Origin of the sequence: Lysinibacillus sp. NPDC098008 (assembly GCF_044760715.1) — a bacterium.
In the GTDB taxonomy this organism is placed as follows: domain Bacteria; phylum Bacillota; class Bacilli; order Bacillales_A; family Planococcaceae; genus Lysinibacillus.
Genome location: NZ_JBIWBA010000013.1, coordinates 61,604 through 83,809, shown reverse-complemented (window position 1 = coordinate 83,809; position 22,206 = coordinate 61,604). Strand labels below are relative to the sequence as shown.

Sequence of the window (22,206 nt, the reverse complement as noted above, 5' to 3'; positions counted from 1 at the left end):
AAGAAAATTCTAAGCTTATTGCTCTTAAAGCTCTTCTTCTTCCTCTTCAAACTCTTCTTCTTCATCGATAAAGTCTTCGTCAATTTCTTCATCAATGTCTTCTAAGTCGTCATCATCAAAATCGATATCTTCTTTATCATCATCTTCTTCATCAAGCTCATCGTCTTCCACGAACTCTTCAAAATCTTCATCAAAGTCAATATCTTCTTCGTCTAAATCGATATCTTCTACAAGATCATCGTCCTCATCGAGAACAGCTTTTGATTTTTTCTTTTGTACCTTTACAGAAGGCGCTGTTTCTTCTTCAATTTGCTCTACTTTAAACCATTCACGTAAGCCCCAGCCTGTTTCTTGGTTAAATAAGAAACGCCCATCTATATTGATATCTGTGTAAAATTGCAGTAAGCGAGATTTTATTTCTTCATCACTATAGCCCACAAGCTCTTGGATAATTTTCAATAAATCATTAAAAGCTATTGGGGTACGTTTTTCATTTAAAATTGCATACGCTAAGTTAATTAACGACTCTTCAGCTAATTGTTCCTTTGTCATTTCACGAAAATTCAATTCGTGCACTTCCTTTCCCTTATCACAATGGTTTTAAAATTACATGATGCTTTATTTCCAAGCGCAGCAAAAAAGCTACGCAAAAGTCACTTTTCATATCATAAGCATAATACCCATTATATACAAAGTTTTAGCCCCTTTGCTAGCTTCAATTACTGTTTTTTATATTACGCATTTTTTTAATGCCTAGATAAAATAAGTAGACAGATAATAGCAATAGAGGAATAGCGCCAATTTGCTTATTATACAGGAAAATGGCTCCCAATACTAAAGCTACTATGATGATGTAGTGAAGAATCGATTTCATCCTCTACCGCGCCTCCTCTTTTTTACAGTTCTATTATAACTAAAATACAAAAAAGTGCCTAATCCGAAGACTAGACACTTCAAATAAATTACATATTACGGCGATATTGTCCGCCTACTTCATATAAAGCTTTCGTAATTTGCCCTAAACTAGCTACTTTCACCGTTTCCATTAGCTCCGCAAAAATATTGCCATTGTTGACAGCCACTTCTTGTAAACGAGCAATCGCCGCTGCGCTTTCGTCCTCATGCTCCTTCCAGAAAGCATGTAAATTACGTATTTGTGTTTCCTTCTCCTCTGTTGATGCACGTGCAATTTCCATATTGTCAATATCTGCATCAGAAGGTGGGTTCGGATTTAAGTACGTATTAACACCAATGATTGGTAGCTCACCTGAATGCTTAAGCATTTCATAATACATAGACTCCTCTTGAATTTTACCTCGCTGATATTGTGTTTCCATTGCCCCTAGTACGCCACCACGATCATTAATGCGATCAAATTCTTCAAGAACCGCTTCCTCTACAAGGTCTGTCAATTCTTCCACAATAAATGCACCTTGCAGTGGATTTTCATTTTTCGTTAAGCCATGCTCTTTTGTAATAATCATTTGAATAGCCATAGCACGTCGTACAGATTCCTCTGTAGGTGTTGTAATCGCCTCATCATAGGCATTTGTATGCAATGAGTTACAGTTATCCTGTAATGCCATTAATGCCTGTAATGTTGTACGAATATCATTAAAATCAATTTCCTGTGCATGTAAACTGCGACCAGATGTTTGAATATGATATTTTAGCTTCTGTGCACGCTCATTTGCACCATATTTATCGCGCATAACAATCGCCCAGATACGACGAGCTACGCGCCCAATAACTGTATATTCAGGATCAAGCCCATTGGAGAAGAAGAATGATAAGTTTGGTGCAAAATCATTAATATTCATGCCACGGCTCAAATAATACTCTACATACGTAAAGCCATTTGCTAATGTAAAGGCTAATTGAGAAATAGGGTTTGCTCCAGCTTCCGCAATATGGTAACCAGAAATGGAAACAGAATAATAGTTACGCACCTTATGGTCTATAAAGTATTGCTGAATATCTCCCATTAAACGCAACGCAAACTCTGTCGAGAAAATACATGTATTTTGCCCTTGATCTTCCTTTAAAATATCAGCTTGTACTGTACCACGTACAACCTGCAATGTTTTTTCACGTGTCTCTGTAAATTCTTCAACTGTCAAAGTTCGACCAAGCTCTTGCTCACGTAATTTTACTTGCTGATCAATTGCCGTATTCATAAACATTGCTAAAATAATTGGTGCTGGACCATTAATCGTCATAGATACAGATGTGGACGGTGCACATAAATCAAAGCCTGCATACAGCTTTTTCATATCCTCTAATGTACAAATCGATACACCTGATTCCCCAACCTTCCCATAAATATCTGGACGATAATCAGGGTCTTCACCATATAATGTAACCGAGTCAAATGCTGTAGATAAACGTTTAGCATTATCATCCTTTGATAGATAATGGAATCGTTTATTTGTACGCTCTGGTGTGCCTTCACCAGCAAATTGACGCTTTGGATCTTCCCCCTCACGCTTGAATTGGAAAACACCTGCTGTATATGGAAATTCGCCAGGTACATTTTCTTTATAGACCCAGCGTAATATCTCACCATAGTCCTCAAATTTTGGCAATGCTACCTTTGGAATTTTTGTGCCAGAAAGACTTGTTGTTTTTAAAATGGTGCGTATCTCTTTGTCACGTACCTTTGTCACAAATTCATCTCCAGCATACGCTTCTTTTAAAGACTGCCAATTATCTAAAATACGCTTGGATTCCGCAGTTAATTCATCTCTGACACCTTCTGCTAAAGAAGTAAGTGAAGCGACAAGGGCATCATCTGGTGCTTTTTCCTGCACCGCTGCAATAGCACCCTCTAATTGGAATAAGCGTCTTGCAAATGCCACCTGCTGCTCTGTTTTTTTATGATAGCCCCGAACAGTATCCGTAATTTCACGTAAATAGTAGCGGCGATCATTTGGAATAATAACATCTTGCTTTTGCGTTTTAGCAAATTGCTCATAGCTTGTTTCCCAATCACTGCCTGTTTTTTGATTAATAATATTTACTAATGCGGCAAATAATGCATTTGTCCCTTTATCATTAAATTGACTTGCAATCGTGCCATACACTGGCATATTTTCAAGTGACTCATCCCATAGCTCGCGCGAACGTTGATATTGCTTTTGCACTTGACGTAATGCATCCTCAGAGCCTTTACGCTCAAATTTATTGATGGCAATAACATCAGCAAAATCAATCATATCAATTTTCTCAAGCTGTGTTGGTGCACCAAACTCACTTGTCATAACATACATGGATAAATCTGTGTATTTTGTAATTTCGGCATCACCTTGACCAATACCACTTGTTTCCACAATGATTAAATCATAGCCTGCTACGCGTACAACATCTAGCACATCGCCAATGGATGCAGATAATTCAGTACGAGAGCCTCGTGTTGCTAAGCTACGCATATAGACACGATTATTAAAGATAGCATTCATGCGAATTCGATCTCCAAGCAATGCCCCGCCTGTTTTTTGCTTTGTTGGGTCAACCGAAAGAATGGCTACACGCTTATCAGGAAACTCTTTTAAAAAGCGACGAATCAGTTCATCTGTTAAAGAGGATTTACCAGCGCCCCCTGTTCCTGTAATACCTAAGATCGGTGTGCCCTTTGAACGCTTTCTTGCTTCCTCTAGCATTTTTTGTGTTTCTTCATCTGCATTTGCCTCGGCAGCTGTGATTAAATTCGCTAAAATTTCAGGTGTTTCAGGCGTTAATGCCTCTAGCTTTTCTAAATAGTTACCTGTTGCTGTTGAGAAGTCTGTTCCTTTGATTTGCTCATTAATCATTCCTTGCAGCCCTAAAACACGGCCATCCTCTGGCGAGAAAATGCCTGCAATTCCGTAATCATGGAGCTCCTTTATTTCACGCGGTAAAATAACCCCGCCTCCACCACCATAAATTTTAATATGTGGTGCACCTTTTTCACGTAGTAAATCGTACATATACTTAAAGTATTCCATATGCCCGCCTTGGTAAGAGGAGATGGCAATCCCTTGTGCATCCTCTTGTATCGCTGCATTTACGACTTCCTCTACAGAACGGTTATGACCTAAATGAATTACCTCTACACCGCTAGCTTGCAAAATGCGACGCATAATATTAATCGAAGCATCATGTCCATCAAAAAGGCTTGATGCTGTTACAAAACGTACGTGATTTTTTGGACGATATACTTCTACCTTTGTCATCTGAAATCCTCACTCTCTCCCTGAATAAATTGAAAAAAGCCGACAATTGCATGATCGCTGTATGCAATTGCCGACAACCCCTTTACGAAATATTAGAACCCCTTTATGCCTGAAATGAACAATGTAATTTGCATTTCAATAAACTCGTCAATGGAATGCTGACGATGTAATGCCCATTTACGGAATGCCCAACTTTGCCCTGAAACGACTAAGTTATTGGCTGCTAAATGGATTTGCTTGTCTGTCATTGTTAATTCACCAGACTGCACACAACGTTTTAACAATCGCTCAAAGGTAGCAACCATTTCAAACTCTTTACTAAAAACATAGCGTTGTGCTTCTTTGGATAATGATTTTGTTTCCTGATACATAATGGTTAGCTCATCAACCATGTGATCGATTTGCAGGAAGTATTCTCGAATCATTTCTTTTAATTCTTCAATTGTTCCTGCCTTTACTTCATAGCTTGAAAGTCGCTCCATCGCATGATGATAAATGCTATCACATACAAGGTATAAAACGTCTTCTTTCGTTCGGATATATTCATATAACGTACCGATACTAAAGCCTGCTGCTTTTGCGATCTCTCTCGTTGTAGCACGATGGAATCCTTTTTCTTTAAATAGCTTAATAGCTCCTTGAATCATTTGCTCACGACGCATGGCGATTAAATTTTCATCTTTTACAGTTGACTGTACTTGGGGCCTTTTCTCTTTTTCTGGCATCCGTTATTTTGTTAGCATACGCGAGATTACTAGACGCTGAATCTCCTGCGTACCTTCATAAATTTGGGTAATTTTTGCATCACGCATAAAGCGCTCAACAGGATAATCTTTTGTATAACCATAGCCACCAAATACTTGAACCGCCTCTGTTGTTACACTCATTGCCGTATCGCCAGCCATTAATTTCGCCATTGCAGATGCTTTACCATATGGTAGGTTATTAGATTCTAACCAAGCAGCTTGGTATGTTAGCAGTCGAGATGCCTCAATTTGAGTTGCCATATCTGCTAGTTTAAAGGATACGCCTTGATTAGCAGCGATCGGCTTGCCAAATTGTACACGTTCTTTTGCATAGTCTACTGCTGCATCTAATGCTCCCTGCGCAATACCAACAGCTTGAGCCGCAATACCATTACGTCCACCATCTAATGTTGTCATCGCAATTTTAAAGCCTTCTCCCTCAGCTCCAAGCAGATTTTCCTTTGGCACACGGCAATTATCGAAAATAATCTCCGTTGTAGGTGATGAACGAATACCTAGCTTTTTCTCCTTTTTCCCTACAGAGAACCCTTCGAATCCTGCTTCTACGATAAATGCAGATGTACCATGCTTTGCTTCTGGGTCTGTTACTGCAAATACAATATATGTATCCGCTACTCCACCATTTGTAATAAAGATTTTTGAGCCATTTAAAATATAATCATCACCATCACGCTTCGCATACGTTTTCATACCACCTGCATCTGAGCCTGAGCCTGGTTCTGTTAAGCCGTATGCACCAATATGCTTCCCTTCAGCCATTGGACGGAGATATTTTTGCTTTTGCTCTTCTGTGCCAAACTTATAAATCGGCCAGCCAGCTAGTGATGTATGTGCAGATAATGTTACTCCTGTTGAAGCACAAACTCGTGATAACTCCTCAACAGCAATGACATATGCGAGGTAATCAAATCCTGCGCCACCATATTCCTCTGGCCATGGAATACCTGTTAACCCAAGCTCCGCCATTTTATCGAATATCGCACGGTCAAATTCTTCCTTTTCATCACGTTCTGCCGCTGTTGGTGCTACTTCATTTACTGCAAAATCACGAATCATTTCACGTAATTGCTCATGCTCTTCTGTTAATTGAAAGTTCATTGTCCATTTCCCCTTTGCATTAAACTTTGTTTGATTGTGATACTCTGGATTGAGCGCTTATTATTTCAATAAATGTTTGCTAATGACCAATCGTTGAATTTCACTTGTACCTTCATATATTTCTGTCACTTTGGCATCGCGGAAATAGCGTTCCACAGGGTAGTCCTCTGTATAGCCGTAGCCACCGAATACTTGAACAGCCTCAATTGCCGTTTGTACGGCTGTACGTGATGCAAAAAGCTTAGCCATTGAGGCTTCCGCTCCACATGGTAAGCCTTTCGCACGTAAATCTGCTGCACGATAGACTAAGAGCTTTGCTGATTCAACAGCCGTAGCCATATCCGCAAGCTTAAAGCTAACTCCCTGCTGGGCAGCAATCGGCTTGCCAAATTGAATGCGCTCCTTAGCGTAGGCTGTTGCAGCTTCAAGTGCTGCCTCTGCAATACCTAGAGCCTGTGCGGCAATACCAATTCGACCAACATCTAAATTAGCCAGTGCAATTTTAAAGCCTTCTCCCTCTTTCCCCAATAGGTTGTCGGCTGGAATTCGGCAATTATCAAATGTTAGCTGCACTGTACGTGAGCCATGTAAGCCCATTTTCTGCTCATCTTTGCCAATAATAAGCCCCGGTGTACCTTTTTCTACAATAAACGCAGAAATCCCTCGTGTTTTCTCCGCTGGATTAGTGGAGGCGAATACAATATATACATCAGCCTCTCCACCATTTGTAATAAATGCCTTTGAGCCGTTGATGACATAGTCATCGCCATCTCGTACTGCCTTGGATTGTAAAGAACCTGCGTCTGAGCCAGCACTTGGTTCCGTTAAACAAAATGCACCTAAATATTCCCCTGTGGCAAGCTTTGGTACATAGCGTTTCTTTTGTTCATCATTGCCAAAATAAATAATTGGATTTGTTCCAACAGAAGTATGCACCGATAAAATAACACCCATTACAGCGCTTACTTTTGATAGTTCATGAATCGCAATAATATACGATGTAAAATCCATCTCTGAGCCACCTAGCTCTTCTGGCGTTGTAATGCCCATTAAGCCAAGCTCGCCCATTTGTTCAAGAAGCTCGCGTGGAAACTCCCCTGCTTCCATACGCTCGATCCATGGCTGAATTTTTTCCTGAGCAAACTGACGCACCATATCACGCATCATCAATTGCTCATCTGTAAATTGCAAATGCATCTATCATGTCACCCCTCTAAGTTGTCACGTAACATTTAAATAATCCCATCCCCATAGCATTATTCATATACGTAAAAGCCTCTTCCTGATTTCTTTCCTAGCCAGCCTGCTGCCACGTATTTACGAAGCAACGGGCACGGACGGTACTTACTATCGCCTAGACCCTCATGTAAAATTTCCATAATGTATAGGCATGTATCTAAGCCAATAAAGTCAGCTAATGTTAATGGTCCCATCGGATGGTTCATCCCAAGCTTCATGACATTGTCAATGGCTTCCTTTGTTGCTACCCCTTCATAAAGCGCATAAATTGCTTCATTAATCATTGGTAGTAAAATACGGTTTGAAATAAAGCCTGGAAAATCGTTTACTTCCACAGGTGTTTTAGCTAACTTAAGTGTCATTTCTTCAACCGCCTTGTATATCTCGTCAGCTGTTGCTAAACCTCTAATAATTTCAACAAGCTTCATCACAGGTACAGGATTCATAAAATGCATACCAATAACCTGCTCTGGACGCTTTGTCACCGCTGCAATTTCTGTAATTGGTAGTGAAGAGGTATTTGTCGCTAAAATAGCATGTGCTGGTGCAATCTCATCAAGCTGCTTAAAGATCGTTTGCTTGACATCCATATTTTCGACAGCAGCTTCAATAACAATATCTACACCACTAGCATCCTGTAAATCTAAGGATGTGTGAAGTCGTCCTAAAATAGCTGCTTTCTCTTCCTCGGTTTTACGTCCTTTTTCAACATCACGCGATAAATTTTTTATAATAACCCCTAATCCACGCTCTAAAAATTCTTGTTTCACGTCATTTAATGTCACTTCATAGCCTGCCTGTGCGCAAACTTGTGCAATACCGGAGCCCATTTGTCCTGCCCCAATGACCATTACTTTTTGAATTCCCATCTGTTTAGTCCCCCTGTTTTGGTACTTCAATCATAATTGCATCGCCTTGCCCACCGCCTGAACAAATAGCTGCAATGCCAATACCACCGCCACGGCGCTTTAACTCCTGTGCAAGTGTTAATATAATGCGTGCTCCAGATGCACCAATTGGATGACCTAAAGCAACTGCTCCACCATTAACATTGACTTTTTCTGCATCTAAATCTGCTAATTGTGTGCTAACTAAGGCAACTGCTGCAAAAGCTTCATTGATCTCAAATAGGTCAACATCTGCTAGTGATTTATTGGTCTTTTTCAATAATTTATTAATAACAAGCCCCGGTGTTTGTGGGAAATTTTCTGGTTCAATTGCAAGCTCTTCATGACCAATAATAAAGGCTAGTGGTTCCCGACCTTCACGTGCAGCACGTTCCTCACTCATCACAACAAGTGCACATGCTCCATCATTTACTCCTGGTGCATTTCCTGCTGTAATCGTGCCCTCCTTATCAAAGGCTGGCTTTAGCTTTGCTAATATTTCCATAGATGTACCCGCTCTTGGTGCTTCGTCTGTAGCGACAATAAGCGGTTCGCCTTTTCGCTGTGGAATTTCTACTGGTACGATTTCCTCCGCAAAATAGCCTTTTTCAATAGCCGCAAGCGCACGTTCATGACTGCGTACAGACCACGCATCCTGCTCTTCACGGCTTAATGAAAATTCTCTAGCTGTTGTATTACCATAGTTCCCCATATGTGGTCTTGCTTTATCAAACGCACATGTTAAGCCATCATAAAGCATGCCATCGACCATTGTTGAATCTCCCATACGTAAGCCTGTTCGACCATTTAACAAGTAATATGGCGCATTGGACATAGACTCCATACCACCAGCAACAATCACCTCTTCGTCCCCTAATCGAATCAATTGATCTGCCAATGTTACTGCGCGCATCCCCGACGCACAGACTTTATTGATTGTTTCGGTTTTTACACCTATTGGTAAATTAGCTTTGATAGCAGCTTGTCGTGAAGGAATTTGCCCCTGTCCCCCTTGTAAAACAGAGCCTAAAATCACTTCATCTACTTCCTCTGCTGCTAGATTTGCTTTCTCTAATGCCCCTTTGATTGCAATCGCACCTAGATCACTTGCCTGCAATGCTGCTAGTGAGCCACCAAACTTACCAAATGCTGTTCTTGCTCCTGCTAAAATTACAGCTCTATTCAAGTAAAACACCCCTTTTGTTTTACATTCACAATGAAGCGGCGAAGTATCATTAATTGACTGAACGCTCGCTCGACTTCTACCGATGAAAAATGGGAGTATCAAATGCCACTCCCATTTCCATTTAATCTTATTCTACAAAACAATTTTTTAATGTGCAATTTATATTTTTCAGATAATGAAAATATTGCTGCAATAGCAATTACTTTTCTGCGTTTGATTCTCCATTTTCTATCGAGGCCACTACTTCTTCAAGTGTTTCCTCACCTGAAGTTTCCACTGCTTTTACCTTTTCCCCAAATACTGAACGCTCCAATAATTCTGCAATATCAAATGTGCCAATGGCATCTTCAACCTCTTTTGCCTTCGTACCATCCTCTAGCATTGTTAAGCAATAAGGGCAGCCAGAAGAAATAACGGATGCATTCGTTGCTAAAGCTTGCTCTGTACGAGCTACATTAATACGGTTGCCGACATGCTCCTCCATCCACATTAAGCCACCACCTGCACCACAGCACATTGCTGTTTCGCGATTACGCTCCATTTCTACCAGTTTGACCCCTGGAATGCCACGTAAAATCTCACGTGGTGCATCATAAACGTCATTATAACGACCTAAGTAGCAGGAATCGTGGAAGACAATTGTTTCATGAACCTCATAATTTAACGCTAGTCGATTTTCTTCAATTAGCTGGTTCAATAATTCTGTATGGTGATATACCTCACCCTTCCAGCCAAAATCTTGATATTCATTTTTAAAAATATTGTACGCATGAGGATCAATTGTTACGATTTTTTTCACATCATTTTTGACGAATTCATCAATATTAGCTGTTGCTAGTTCCTGGAATAAAAATTCATTTCCTAAACGGCGAGGCGTATCCCCTGAGTTTTTCTCTTTATTACCTAAGATTGCAAACTTCACGCCTGCTTCGTTTAATAGACGACAGAAAGCTAAAGCAATTTTTTGTGAGCGATTATCAAATGCCCCCATTGAGCCAACCCACAATAGATATTCCATTTCCTCGCCAGATTTCTTTAGCTCTTTTACTGTTGGAATATGGATTGTTGGGTCTAAATCACGCCAATTTTCTTTTTCTTTACGGTTTAAGCCCCAAGGATTGCCTTGTCGTTCGATATTTGTCATTGCACGTTGCGCATCTGGGTTTACTTTCCCTTCCGTCATTGTTAAATAACGACGTAGGTCAATAATTTTATCCACATGCTCATTCATTACTGGACATTGATCCTCACAGTTACGACAAGTTGTACAAGCCCAAATCTCTTCCTCTGTAATAACATTGCCAATTAAAGATGGACTGTAAATATCTTCAATTACTGCACCTTCAGCACCAGCTGCCATTGCAAGCTGATTACCCTTTGTATTCGCAAAAAATTGATAAGGAACCCATGGCTTTTGCTTTGTCACAACTGCACCTGTAAATGTTAAATGATCACGTAGCTTTACGATTAAATCCATAGGTGATAGCATTTTTCCTGTTCCTGTTGCTGGACACATATTTGTACAGCGTCCACATTCTACACAGGAGTATAAATCAAGCATTTGCTTTTGTGTGAAGTCCTGTATGCGTCCAACCCCAATTGCAGGCATTTCCTCTTCACTCTCAGCATTTTCTAAAGCTTCAAAATCGATTGGTGTTAATGTACCTGCTCGATCTAAGCGATTCATATAAACGTTAAGCGGACTAACAATTAAGTGGAAATGCTTAGATTGTGGTACATAGACAAGGAATGTTAATAGAATTAAAAGGTGTGCCCACCACATTACATAAAACACACCAGCGGCAACTGATGTAGGTAGGAAGCCAAAAATAGCAGCAATGCTAGAAGCAACTGGCTCTGTATATGTTAGCCCTTCACCATGCCAAATTAACCCCATACCATTCGCGATTAATGTCGATACCATTAAGCCACCAATGAAAATCAATACTAGTCCATTTTTCCAGCCACGTTTTAAACGTACTAGCTTTTCAACATAACGGCGGTAAAATGCCCATACTACCGCTATTAAAATCATTAAAACAACAAGCTCTTGGAAGAATGTAAAAACACCATAGAAAATGCCTAAAGGCAAATGTGAGCCCGGTGCTAATCCTTTCCAAATTAAATCAATGGCCCCTAGCTGCACCATTAAAAATCCATAGAAGAACATTACATGGATTAAACCACTTTTTGGATCTTTTAATAGCTTATTTTGACCAAATACATTGACCATAATATAACGCAGTCGTTCTTTAACACTTTCATCAAACTCAACCTTTTTTCCCAATTGCACATACTTATAGCGTGTTTTTAACAGATAGAAGAACAACCCTACTGCATAAAGCACAACCACGACTGTTAAAATAATATTGGCAATTAATAATGGACTCATGGTTGGTCCCCCCCCTTTAATTTGTCGCAATTTCTCTCTTTGTGGCAAATTTGCTAGTTCATACAGAAATGTAAGTCACTTAATCATTATATTCCTATTCTAATAAATGAGTGAGCATTCAGTCAACATAAAACAGAAAATCTTTCTGATAATTTTCTATTCTTACATTTTACAAGAAAAAAAGCCACCCTGATTTTTTCAAAGTGACTCTTTCAGCTAAATTATTTTTTAAAAACATTCCCGCTGCGAATATATTCAACATCTGCTACATTTAATCGAACATTGACAACACGTGCTGCTGCAAATAAATAATCGGATAAACGGTTTAAATATTTTTGTACAACCTTTGGTACATCTTCGACTTCTTTCATAAGTGTTACCATTTCACGCTCCGCTCGGCGTGCCACTGTACGTGCAATGTGTAGAGTTGCCGCAGCTGGTGCACCTCCCGGTAAAATAAAGCGTTGAAGAGGCGGTGCTTCATCTGACAATGCATCAATACGAGATTCTAACACTTCAATCGGCTGCTCTGTTAGCTTATAATGGCGCTCCTTCATCACATTAGCAAGATCACCGCCAGCATCAAACAGCTCATGCTGAATCGTTTCTAGGTCTGTTAAAATATCCTGAAACAGCGCTGCATCTAATTCACTAACAGCCTTGCCAATAAAAGAATTTAGTTCATCGATGGCTCCATACGCCTCCACACGCAAACTATCTTTATCAACACGTCCACCAATAAGGCTTGTTTTCCCCGTATCGCCTGTTTTCGTATAAAGCTTCATTTCCCTCATCCTCCTAGGACTGACTTTTATAATTCTTAATAGCCTGAACTGTTGTTTCAAAAACACCCTTGGCAATTATTTTTCCTACCTCTGTAATCGGGCCAGCATACAGCATTTCTTCCCCTTTTTGTGTTGCAGCAATTAACAAGCTATCCGTAGCTGTCCCTGTAGCAATTGTTCCGCTACGTGCATCATGAATATTTTCTGATTGCAGCGCTTTTGTCTTCGCCTCAGTAGCGGTCATTGTCGCCTGTAAAAATGCCTCCTCAGATAAGCAGCCATTAATAATCACCCATGTATTAATTGTACCAATATATGGCTCATCCTGCCGTTCATACACACGCGATACATCAACCGCATTGCCAACACCAGCTGTTACAGCTACTATCATATTGCCAAAGGGTGCAGAAAATTCATTGATTGCTACAAGAGATGTTGGCACTGCCGTTAGCATTACCACCGTGCTCGTAGGTGCAAAATTTTCTCTCTGTAAAAATTCATTGACCTCTCGTTTTACATCACTAATCACATAATCACCTGGCACTGAACGATTTAATAAGCAGGTATACCAGCCAATGCCGGGATTATGTACGGCTGAAGATACTGTTTTTAAAGGAATTTCTGATTGTAGCTGAATATAATGCTCCGTTATTGTAAAATGCTCTTTTTGAATAATAGCACGTTGCTGCCGATCACTTGTTGTAGGCATTATTGTAATTTGGGGCTTTGGAATTTCAGGATGTGCATAGGTTGCTACTCTTGCTTGATAAACATCTTCAATTTGTGAGGCAATAATGACTTCATGTGGTGCGCCAAATGCTCGCATCTGCCCGCTCTCCATTAGCAATAATTCATCACAATAAAGCGAGGCTAAATTCATATCATGCAATACCATCACAACTGTTAAACCACATTCCACAGCCTCTTTGCGCACCATATCTAAAATTTGACGTTGATGGGCAATATCTAGATGGTTTGTTGGCTCATCTAGCAATAAAATTTCTGCGGTTTGAGCAAGTGCCTGTGCCACAAATACTCGTTGCTGCTCTCCACCTGATAGAAATTCCATCGGTGTATGCTCATAACGTTTAACGCCTGTCTGCAGCATCGCATGTTGGACAGCCTGCTCATCACGCTCAGACCAGCTAGCAAAAAAGCCTGTTTGGTGTGGATAGCGTCCAAGCGCAACAACCTCTCGCACACTATTGGAAAAGGCATTAGCATGTAGCTGCGGTAAAACAGCCATTTTTTTCGCTAGAGCACGTGCATTATAAGAAAGAATAGGTTTCCCATCAATCGCAATTGCGCCTGTAGCAGCTGGCAAAATACCGCTTATAACCTTTAATAATGTAGACTTTCCACTACCATTGGGTCCTAAAATACCAAGCACTTTTCCCTTTTCAACCGTAAAGCTAATATCTTTGACAATCGGTGTATCTTCATAGCCACCTGACAGATGTTTAACAACAATCATGCCCGCACCCCCTTGCTTTTACGCTGCTTATAAAAAATATAAGAAAAAACGGGCGCTCCAATAAAGGCTGTGATTACACCAATAGGCAGCTCTCTTGGCAAAATGATTGTACGTGCTACTAAATCACAAACAATTAGTAATGTTGCTCCATTTAAAAATGATAGTGGTAGCAAATGACGATGGTCAGAGCCCCAAATCATTCGTGTCATATGTGGCACAACTAATCCTACAAAGCCAATTGTACCAGACACTGCTACAGCAGCTCCTGTTAGCATAGAGCCACCTGCTAAAATGATATACTTACTACGCTTCACATTAACCCCTAAATGCCTAGCACGCTCCTCACCATATAATAAAACATTTAGCTCTCGTCTTTGTGTCCACAGCATAAGAGAGCCAATCACTACGAATGGGATAATCATTTGTACATATGGCCAGCCTCGCATCGATACCGAGCCAAGCAGCCAGCCCACTACTTGTCGTAGCTCCTCACCCGATAAAGCAATCATTAAAGAAATCAATGAACCTAAAAAGGAGCTAAAAATAACACCTGTTAAAATCAATGTTTCCATCTTCAATGAACGATCTATCGCTCTCGCAAAGGTCATCACAATAATCATTGTAAAAATCGCACCAATCATGCTGAAGATTGGCAACGTATACAGTCCTACAGCAGGGATTGATATACTTAAAAAAATTGTCATTACCGCACCAACAGAAGCACCAGAAGAAACACCTAATGTGTAAGGGTCAGCTAATGGATTTTTTAATAATCCTTGGAAAGCAGCCCCTGCAATCGCAAGAGAAGCCCCTACTAGCCCTGCTAATAACACACGTGGCAAGCGAATTTTCCAAAAAATATTGGCGGCTGTTTCATCAACCGCCTGATTCCATAAAATTTCAAATGGAATATGAACTGAGCCTATTGCTGCACCGCACCAAATACTGATGATAAGAAGCATGCATGCTACGAAATAGGCTCCTGTTATTTTTTTCACTCAAATACCTCTGGGTGGATCGCTTTTGCTAATTCCTCAAGTCCCTCTGCTAAACGTGGTCCTTGACGGCTTGTTGTACTTTCATCTACTTGCACGATTGCATTATTTTTCACGGCATTTACTGTATCAAAGCCAGCACGCTGTGGAATTTTTGTTAAAATATCTGGTACATAGTGGTATGTCACGATCAGCACATCTGGGTTTTTCGCGATAATTTGCTCTGCATCAATCTTATACCAATCTTCACCATCTGCTGCTACATTTTCTGCATGAAGCATTTCTAGCATAGCGTTCATAAATGTACCATTACCAGCTACATAAATATCTGGCTCATCGGATGCTTCTACTAGGACTTTCTTAGGCTCAACATCCTTCACTTTAGCTTGAATCTCTTCTACCTTCGCCTTCATATTAGCGATGATTTTTTCAGCCTCTGGTAGCTTCCCTGTAGCACGGCCAAGCTGCTCAATTGTTGCATATGTTTCATCAAAATCCTGTGCATTTTTCACAACAAATACTTTTACACCTGCTGATTCGAGCTGTGCAATCGCTGCTTCTGATAAGGACATGCTAGATTCATGTGAAAACACAATATCTGGCTGTAGGGCAATAACCTTCTCAATATCGTACTCCATACCACCAACCTTTTCCTTATCAGCAGCCTCAGGTGGGTAATCATCATTATCTGTCACACCTACAATTTCATCATTTAAACCAAGTCCAAATAATATTTCTGTATTACTCGGAATAAGCGAAACAATTTTCTTAGGAGGCGCTTCAAGTGTAATCTCCTTCCCAAGCGCATCTGTCATTGTCATTGGGAATGTAGCTTCATCCTCCTGCGCTGTACCTTGCTCTGTTTGTGACTCGTCCGTTGAAGGCTTAGTATTCTTATCTTCCTGTCCACAGGCAGCAAGTATACCGATTGCTAAAAATGCGGATAACCCTATTTTCCAAAACTTCTTCATTATAATCCTCCTTATTTATCTACCGTTGCTTTGAATAATGGCATGACAGAGCAGCCACTATTCAATCGATTTTATTATACACGAAAAGAAAAAAAGTCGCCTCCATCTCAAGGCAACTGACTTTAATTGAGTTAAAAAATGATAAAGGCATCGAGAAGTTCAAGCTCGATGCCTTTTGTCTATGGTTCGAAGGGTGACTGCATATTATTATACAATTTCGGAAAAATATCGTATGGTCTTCATCTCTGCACCCATTTGTCGTAACGACCATGTCTGCTCTAAATATATATCTGCTAGTTTTTCATATTTACCACCAAATTTTTGTGCCCATTCCACAGCTACGACACTTTCATAAAGATGCGCCATTTTTTTTGCCATTTCTTTTGCTTCAAATGTTTTAGTCGCGTCATCTAAAGCACTAAACCGTTGTAATGTTTCAGTTAGTATCGCTAATTGCTCTTTGACAATTTTCACTAATGGGCTATCTGCTAGCGGTGCTAATCGTTCTCCCATCTTCTGCACAAATAATTGATGTGCATGAAATTTATCTACTAAACGAATTAGCTCCAAGGCAAGAATATTTGCAGTCCCCTCCCATACTGTTAGCACCTGTGCATCTCTTAGTAAACGAGGTGTCACAAAATCCTCAATATAGCCATTTCCACCGTGCAATTCAAGCGCCTCACTTGCATAGTGAACAGCTTGTTCTGCTGTTTCCTTTTTCATAATGGCAATATATAAGCGATTCATAATAATATCCTGCTCTGTTCCTTGCCCACTCGTTACTTTGTCATATAGTTGTATAAGATCAAAAACAGTTGCTACTTCAACATGTAGCTTAGCTGCAAAGTTACCTAATGTATCCTGAATCATCGGATAATGTGTCAATGGCTTACCGAAGGCATAGCGATTTGTTACATAGTGCTTTGCCTCTAAATAGCCACGACGCATAATGCCAAGCGATGCAACTGCATTACAAATTCTCGATAAATTGAGTGCCTCCAGCATATAATAAATTCCCTTATGTTGCTCACCCACCACATAAGCAAGTGCCCCATCAAACTCCACCTCACCTGACGGAACAGCCCGAACACCTAATTTATCCTTTAAGCGTCGAATCCGAAGATTATTGACGCTTCCATCCTCCTGTCGCCACGGCACTGCAAATAATGTTAAGCCTTTAGAGCCCGCCTGTGCCCCCTCTATACGTGCTAGCACCATGGCAACTCCACACATACCCGCATTGGAGGCAAAATATTTTTCGCCATAAAGACGATAGGCATCTCCATCTTTTCTTGCCTCCACAATATTTGCGCCAACATCTGAGCCTCCCTGACGCTCTGTTAAAAATGTTGCACCTTCATAAAGCTCTGTGTCACCTGTTGCACAAACATGCGGTAAGAAGCGCTGCTTTACCTCCTTATCTGCATAATGGTCTAAAAGATAGGCTGTAGCCATTGTCAATGTAACAGGACAATAAAAGCCAAGCTCTGCGTGCGACAGTAAGTAGCCCTGCGCAAAGCTATAAACGTAATTCCCCTTGCGACCTAATTGCGGGATAGCTTTATGCACATAGCCAACAATACCTGTATTATATGTTTCCTCAATCGTTTTTTTATAGCCATCATTAACCCAAATTTCAGATATCTCTTCACCATAGGCATTATATCTTTGAAGCTTCGGCTCACCTTGTCGATCTGTATGCCTTGCCCGTACATCAATATCATTCGCACATAACTCTCCAAAATCTGTAAGCTCACGCTGTGCATATGTTAAAAGCTCTTGGTCTAGCATCATCTCTAATACTTTGTGCAGTGTATCATCCTCTGTAAAAAAATTTGTTGTACGTCTGGCTTCCTGCTGTAATACTTTCATGCTAGTTCACCTCTTGCCCCTTTAAGGATTGTTTTAAAATTTTGCCCGATGCATTACGTGGCAGCGCTTCTACTTTTTCAAAAATACGTGGAATTTTATATTTGGCAAGATGCTTCTCTAAATAGGCTTTTAAAGCCTTCTCATCAATATCATGCTTTGCAGCATAAACAGCCTTTACTGTTTCTCCCCACTGTGGATGTGGCACACCAATAACAGCCACCTCAAAAATGCCCTCATAGCTTAGCAGACAATCCTCAATTTCCTTTGGATAAATATTGACACCACCTGAAATAATGACATCCTTTTTACGATCAACAATCCAAATAAAGCCATCCTCATCCATACGTGCTAAATCTCCTGTTTTTAGCCACCCATTTATAAAGGCTGCATTTGTCGCCATTTCATCCTTATAATAGCCAAGCATATTGCCCTCACCAAACAGGGCAATTTCACCTATTTCACCAACACCTACATCCTCCCCATTGTCATTCATGATTCGTAGCTCTGTGCCAAGTGGTGCTCGTCGTCCAATACTTCCTGCCTTTGCAGCATGTTCTTCACCAAACAATAATGAGCCGCTTGGACCTGCCTCTGTTAGACCATAGACGCATGTTAACTGCTCTGTTCGGAAAGCCTGCTGAATAAAACGAATTTCATTTTGAGATAATGGCGCACCACCATATACCCACCATTTCATCGACGCTAGATCAGCCGTTTGTAAACGTGGCATTTGTGCTGTTAACAAATAGGCAACTGGCGCACCAAAGAAGTGAGTTGTTCTTTCCTGCTCAATGGAGTCAATCAATAGGTCTGGTGTAAATGTTGGTGTTAATACATTTGTTGAGCCTACAAGTACCCCTGCCATTAAAAATAAATGCAGTGGCGCTGAATGCGTTAATGGCATCATCAGCAAAATACGGCTTTCAGGCTTTACTTCCATTTCTACAGCAATCATTTGTGCCACCGTTAAAATATTGCGGTAGCTAAATAACACACCCTTTGGTTTCCCCGTTGTACCTGATGTATATAAAATAGTCGAGGCATCATCCTCACAAAGCTGGCAATCAATTGTTACTGCGCTAGCATTTTGAAGCATTGCTTCATATTGAAGCCAGCCTACCTGCTCCTGCCCTGTTTTAATTTTTATTGGCATAGTTATCTGCTCAACTGCCGCAAAAATAGCTTCATGGGCAACAATTGCCTTCGCTTCAGCATGCTGTGCAACATATTCAACCTCTTGCAAGGTAAATTTCGCATTAACTGGAACAACGATAGCGCCAATACGCTGAATCGCAAAATAGCTAACTACAAACTCTACAACATTTGGCATAAAGATAATAACCTTATCGCCCTGCTTTACTCCCTGCTCTAGTAAAGCATGGCTAAAACGGGTCACTTGCTCATCTAAATCGCGATATGTCACTCTTCTGCCATGACAAATAACAGCTTCATGTTGCGGATACTTACGGGCATTACGTGCTAATAAATTGGAACTATTCATCATGCATTTCCCCCTTTAAAGTCGCTAATTTTTCACTAAACATCCTATGCAATTGCTGCAATTCACCCTTCATTTGCATTAGCTCAGCTATTTTGCTATTAATCTCTTGGATTTTTTGCTCACCATATTCAACAGTTCGCTCTAGCTGCTGCATGCCTGAGCGATCAAAATCAAATAGTAAAACCATTTCTTTAATTTCCTCCAAGGAAAATCCATAGCGCTTTCCCCTAAAAATAAGCTTGAGCTTTGCCAATTCTTTTTTTGAAAAGGTTCGTTGATTTGTTGATGAACGTTGAGGACAAAGCAGCCCAAGCTCCTCATAATAACGAATTGTTCGTGCTGACACATTAAACTCCTTCGCTACTTCCTGAATCGTCTTCAATCCCATCTCCCCCTTCCTTGTTGGCAACAGTATACCATTGACGTTAACGTAAACTTCAACAACATTTTTGATATTTATAGAAAAATCCATACACGAAGTAGCTACTTTAAAAGGCAGCTATCCGTCACCTTGGCGGTTCTATCCATCACTTTTGCGAGTCTATCCGTCACTTTTATACTTCTATCCATATAAAAAGCCCCTAGCATACCTAAAATGCTAGGGGCTAAAAGCTGCTATTACATTTTTTCAGGTGCAGATACACCGATTAGGCGTAGTGCATTGGCAATTGTTGTACGTACAGCTGTAATTAATGCTAAACGAGCCTCTGTCAGCTCTTTATTTGTAGCATCTAATACCTTCTCCGCGTTATAGAAGCTATGGAAGGCTGCTGCTGTTTCTTGAATATAGTTGGCGATACGGTGTGGCGTGCGGTGTTTTGCCGCTTCTGCTACCACTCGTGGGAAGTCGCCTATTTTTTTCAATAAATCAATTTCCTTCTCTGCTGTTAATAGATCAAGATGTGCTGTTGAAGCAGCAAATCCTTGCTCATTTGCAGAACGTAAAATAGAAGAAATACGCGCATGTGCATATTGTGCATAATACACTGGATTTTCATTGGATTGTGATACGGCAAGATCAAGATCAAAATCCATATGAGAATCGCCTGCTGTTTTTACAAAGAAATAACGCACTGCATCTAAGCCAACCTCTTCCACAAGCTCACGCATTGTGACAGCATTTCCTGTACGTTTTGACATTTTGAATTTTTCACCGTTTTTATAAAGCTGAACCATTTGAATAACTTCCACTTCTAACGTATCACGATCATAGCCAAGCGCTTGGATTGCCGCTTTCATACGTGGAATATAGCCATGGTGGTCAGCTCCCCAAATATTAATTAGCTTATCGAAACCACGCACAATTTTGTCCTCATGATAAGCAATATCTGGCATTAAATAGGTGAATGAGCCATCATTTTTAATTAACACACGGTCTTTATCATCACCAAATGTTGTGGAACGGAACCATGTTGCACCATCTTCTTCAAATACATGGCCATTAGCCTTTAATTTATCTAATGCTGCTTCAATTTTACCGTTTTCATAGAGAGATGTTTCTGAATACCAAACATCAAAATTTACACGGAAGTTTGCAAGGTCTGTTTTTAGCTTGTCCAATTCTAGCGCTAATCCATGCTGGCGGAAAAATGCAAAACGTTCTTCCTCTGGTTTCGATAAAATTGCCTCACCATGCTCTTGCGCTAGCTTGCCAGCAATTTCAATAATATCAGCACCATGGTAGCCATCTTCTGGCATGTCCGCATCTAACCCTAAAGCCTGCTTATAACGAGCCTCCAGTGAATATGCTAAATTATTAATTTGATTCCCCGCATCATTAATATAATACTCACGAGAAACCTCATAACCAGCCATATCTAATACATTACATAATGAATCCCCAACAGATGCCCCGCGTGCATGTCCTAAGTGAAGGTCCCCTGTTGGATTAGCAGATACAAACTCCACTTGAATTTTTTCACCTGCACCAGCGTTTGAACGCCCATAATCAGCGCCTTGCTCAAGGACTTGTGACACCACTTCTGTTAAAAAACCTTTACGCACAGTGATATTCATAAAACCAGGACCAGCAATATCAATTTTTTCAATATCTGTGCCTGCTGTTTCCAAGTTTTCTAAAATAGCCTCTGCAATCACACGAGGTGGCTTTTTCGCTAGTTTCGTTAATTGCATAGCAATATTTGTTGCATAATCACCATTCGCTTTATCCTTTGGTGTTTCAAGGTGAATCGTTAATTCTGTACCTGCTTCAACTAAGCCCGTCTTTTCAACAGCTTGAGCGATCGCTGCTTTAATAGCCTGCTGTACTTGTTCTACTGCGTTCATCATTATACCTCCGTAAATGTAATGTCTAATGTATAGTTGCCAACGGATTGCCCACCCATTAATAAATCGTACTGTACATGGAAATCTCCGCTTATTACCTGTTTTGTAAATGCCATTTTCTTTGTATCAATAACAAGTGGCATTGAACCAAACTCGCTTTCATAATGACCTGTTTGCTGTTCAATGATATTCAGTGGTAGTCGCATATTCACTGCACCAGCACGCATAATAAGCGCCCGTTCATGACCTAGCTTCATTGTTGTGCGGATCGTTTTATCCTCCTGCACCTCTTCGTATTTCAAATACATGCTTCCTGCTTTTTCAAGTAGCTGCCCTGTCAGCCACATTTCATAACTTTCAGACTCTCCATCAACTGGCTGAATCGTTGAAATGAGCTTAATTTTCACCTGCGATCTTACCTCGTTCGCCATACTGGACGCTCCCTTTTTAGTCTTTTACGATAACCTTTTTATTATAGGATGAATACGACTGTTTTTTCAAGGTTGAAGTCAAGCAGCTAGAAGCGAATAAGACATACA

Annotated in this window: 17 protein-coding genes; all 17 read right to left on the bottom strand. The window is 40.4% G+C overall.

All coding sequences use genetic code 11. The features are described 5' to 3' along the window. Positions 1–24: 24 nt before the first annotated feature. Positions 25–567 (bottom strand): DNA-directed RNA polymerase subunit delta, encoded by a 543-nt coding sequence (rpoE, locus tag ACIQVU_RS12395; protein WP_340804256.1) that lies wholly within the window; start codon positions 565–567, stop codon positions 25–27. Between the two features lie 395 nt (positions 568–962). Beyond that, on the bottom strand, positions 963–4,211 hold the full coding sequence (gene icmF / locus ACIQVU_RS12390; RefSeq protein ID WP_340804255.1) for a fused isobutyryl-CoA mutase/GTPase IcmF: 3,249 nt from the start codon (positions 4,209–4,211) through the stop codon (positions 963–965). A 92-nt stretch (positions 4,212–4,303) separates the two neighbouring features. After that, positions 4,304–4,936, bottom strand: coding sequence for a TetR/AcrR family transcriptional regulator (locus ACIQVU_RS12385; RefSeq protein ID WP_340804253.1), 633 nt, complete (start codon positions 4,934–4,936; stop codon positions 4,304–4,306). Between the two features lie 3 nt (positions 4,937–4,939). Beyond that, the gene (locus ACIQVU_RS12380; RefSeq protein ID WP_340804252.1) at positions 4,940–6,076 is read right to left on the bottom strand and encodes an acyl-CoA dehydrogenase; all 1,137 of its coding nucleotides are present in this window, start codon (positions 6,074–6,076) and stop codon (positions 4,940–4,942) included. Between the two features lie 60 nt (positions 6,077–6,136). Next, positions 6,137–7,273 carry an acyl-CoA dehydrogenase gene (locus ACIQVU_RS12375; RefSeq protein WP_340804250.1) on the bottom strand — a complete coding sequence of 379 codons (1,137 nt, stop codon included), beginning with the start codon at positions 7,271–7,273 and terminating at the stop codon, positions 6,137–6,139. Positions 7,274–7,332: 59 nt separating this feature from the next. Then, positions 7,333–8,184 (bottom strand): 3-hydroxybutyryl-CoA dehydrogenase, encoded by an 852-nt coding sequence (locus ACIQVU_RS12370; RefSeq protein ID WP_340804249.1) that lies wholly within the window; start codon positions 8,182–8,184, stop codon positions 7,333–7,335. Between the two features lie 4 nt (positions 8,185–8,188). Continuing rightward, a complete protein-coding gene (locus tag ACIQVU_RS12365; protein WP_340804248.1) occupies positions 8,189–9,388 on the bottom strand; it encodes an acetyl-CoA C-acetyltransferase in 1,200 nt (399 codons plus the stop codon). A 199-nt stretch (positions 9,389–9,587) separates the two neighbouring features. Then, positions 9,588–11,780, bottom strand: coding sequence for a heterodisulfide reductase-related iron-sulfur binding cluster (locus ACIQVU_RS12360; protein WP_340804247.1), 2,193 nt, complete (start codon positions 11,778–11,780; stop codon positions 9,588–9,590). Positions 11,781–12,001: 221 nt separating this feature from the next. Further along, the gene (locus tag ACIQVU_RS12355; RefSeq protein ID WP_340804246.1) at positions 12,002–12,565 is read right to left on the bottom strand and encodes a cob(I)yrinic acid a,c-diamide adenosyltransferase; all 564 of its coding nucleotides are present in this window, start codon (positions 12,563–12,565) and stop codon (positions 12,002–12,004) included. A 13-nt stretch (positions 12,566–12,578) separates the two neighbouring features. Then, positions 12,579–14,039 (bottom strand): adenosylcobinamide amidohydrolase, encoded by a 1,461-nt coding sequence (locus ACIQVU_RS12350; protein ID WP_340804244.1) that lies wholly within the window; start codon positions 14,037–14,039, stop codon positions 12,579–12,581. After that, positions 14,036–15,037 carry a FecCD family ABC transporter permease gene (locus tag ACIQVU_RS12345; RefSeq protein WP_340804242.1) on the bottom strand — a complete coding sequence of 334 codons (1,002 nt, stop codon included), beginning with the start codon at positions 15,035–15,037 and terminating at the stop codon, positions 14,036–14,038. The genes ACIQVU_RS12350 and ACIQVU_RS12345 overlap by 4 nt, the downstream gene beginning before the upstream one ends. Then, the gene (locus ACIQVU_RS12340; protein WP_340804241.1) at positions 15,034–16,005 is read right to left on the bottom strand and encodes an ABC transporter substrate-binding protein; all 972 of its coding nucleotides are present in this window, start codon (positions 16,003–16,005) and stop codon (positions 15,034–15,036) included. Before ACIQVU_RS12340 ends, ACIQVU_RS12345 begins: the two co-directional genes overlap by 4 nt. 207 nt (positions 16,006–16,212) lie before the next feature. After that, the gene (locus ACIQVU_RS12335; protein WP_402895753.1) at positions 16,213–17,880 is read right to left on the bottom strand and encodes an acyl-CoA dehydrogenase family protein; all 1,668 of its coding nucleotides are present in this window, start codon (positions 17,878–17,880) and stop codon (positions 16,213–16,215) included. A gap of 1 nt (position 17,881) precedes the next feature. Then, positions 17,882–19,381: a class I adenylate-forming enzyme family protein gene (locus tag ACIQVU_RS12330; RefSeq protein WP_402895781.1), complete on the bottom strand. Its 1,500-nt coding sequence runs from the start codon at positions 19,379–19,381 to the stop codon at positions 17,882–17,884. Next, positions 19,374–19,763, bottom strand: a complete 390-nt coding sequence (locus ACIQVU_RS12325) for a MerR family transcriptional regulator (RefSeq protein ID WP_340804239.1) — start codon at positions 19,761–19,763, stop codon at positions 19,374–19,376. The genes ACIQVU_RS12330 and ACIQVU_RS12325 overlap by 8 nt, the downstream gene beginning before the upstream one ends. Before the next feature lie 236 nt (positions 19,764–19,999). After that, complete coding sequence (gene argS, locus ACIQVU_RS12320) at positions 20,000–21,667, bottom strand: arginine--tRNA ligase (protein WP_340808512.1); 1,668 nt, start codon at positions 21,665–21,667, stop codon at positions 20,000–20,002. A gap of 2 nt (positions 21,668–21,669) precedes the next feature. Next, the gene (locus ACIQVU_RS12315; RefSeq protein WP_340804238.1) at positions 21,670–22,098 is read right to left on the bottom strand and encodes a YwiB family protein; all 429 of its coding nucleotides are present in this window, start codon (positions 22,096–22,098) and stop codon (positions 21,670–21,672) included. Positions 22,099–22,206: the final 108 nt, after the last annotated feature.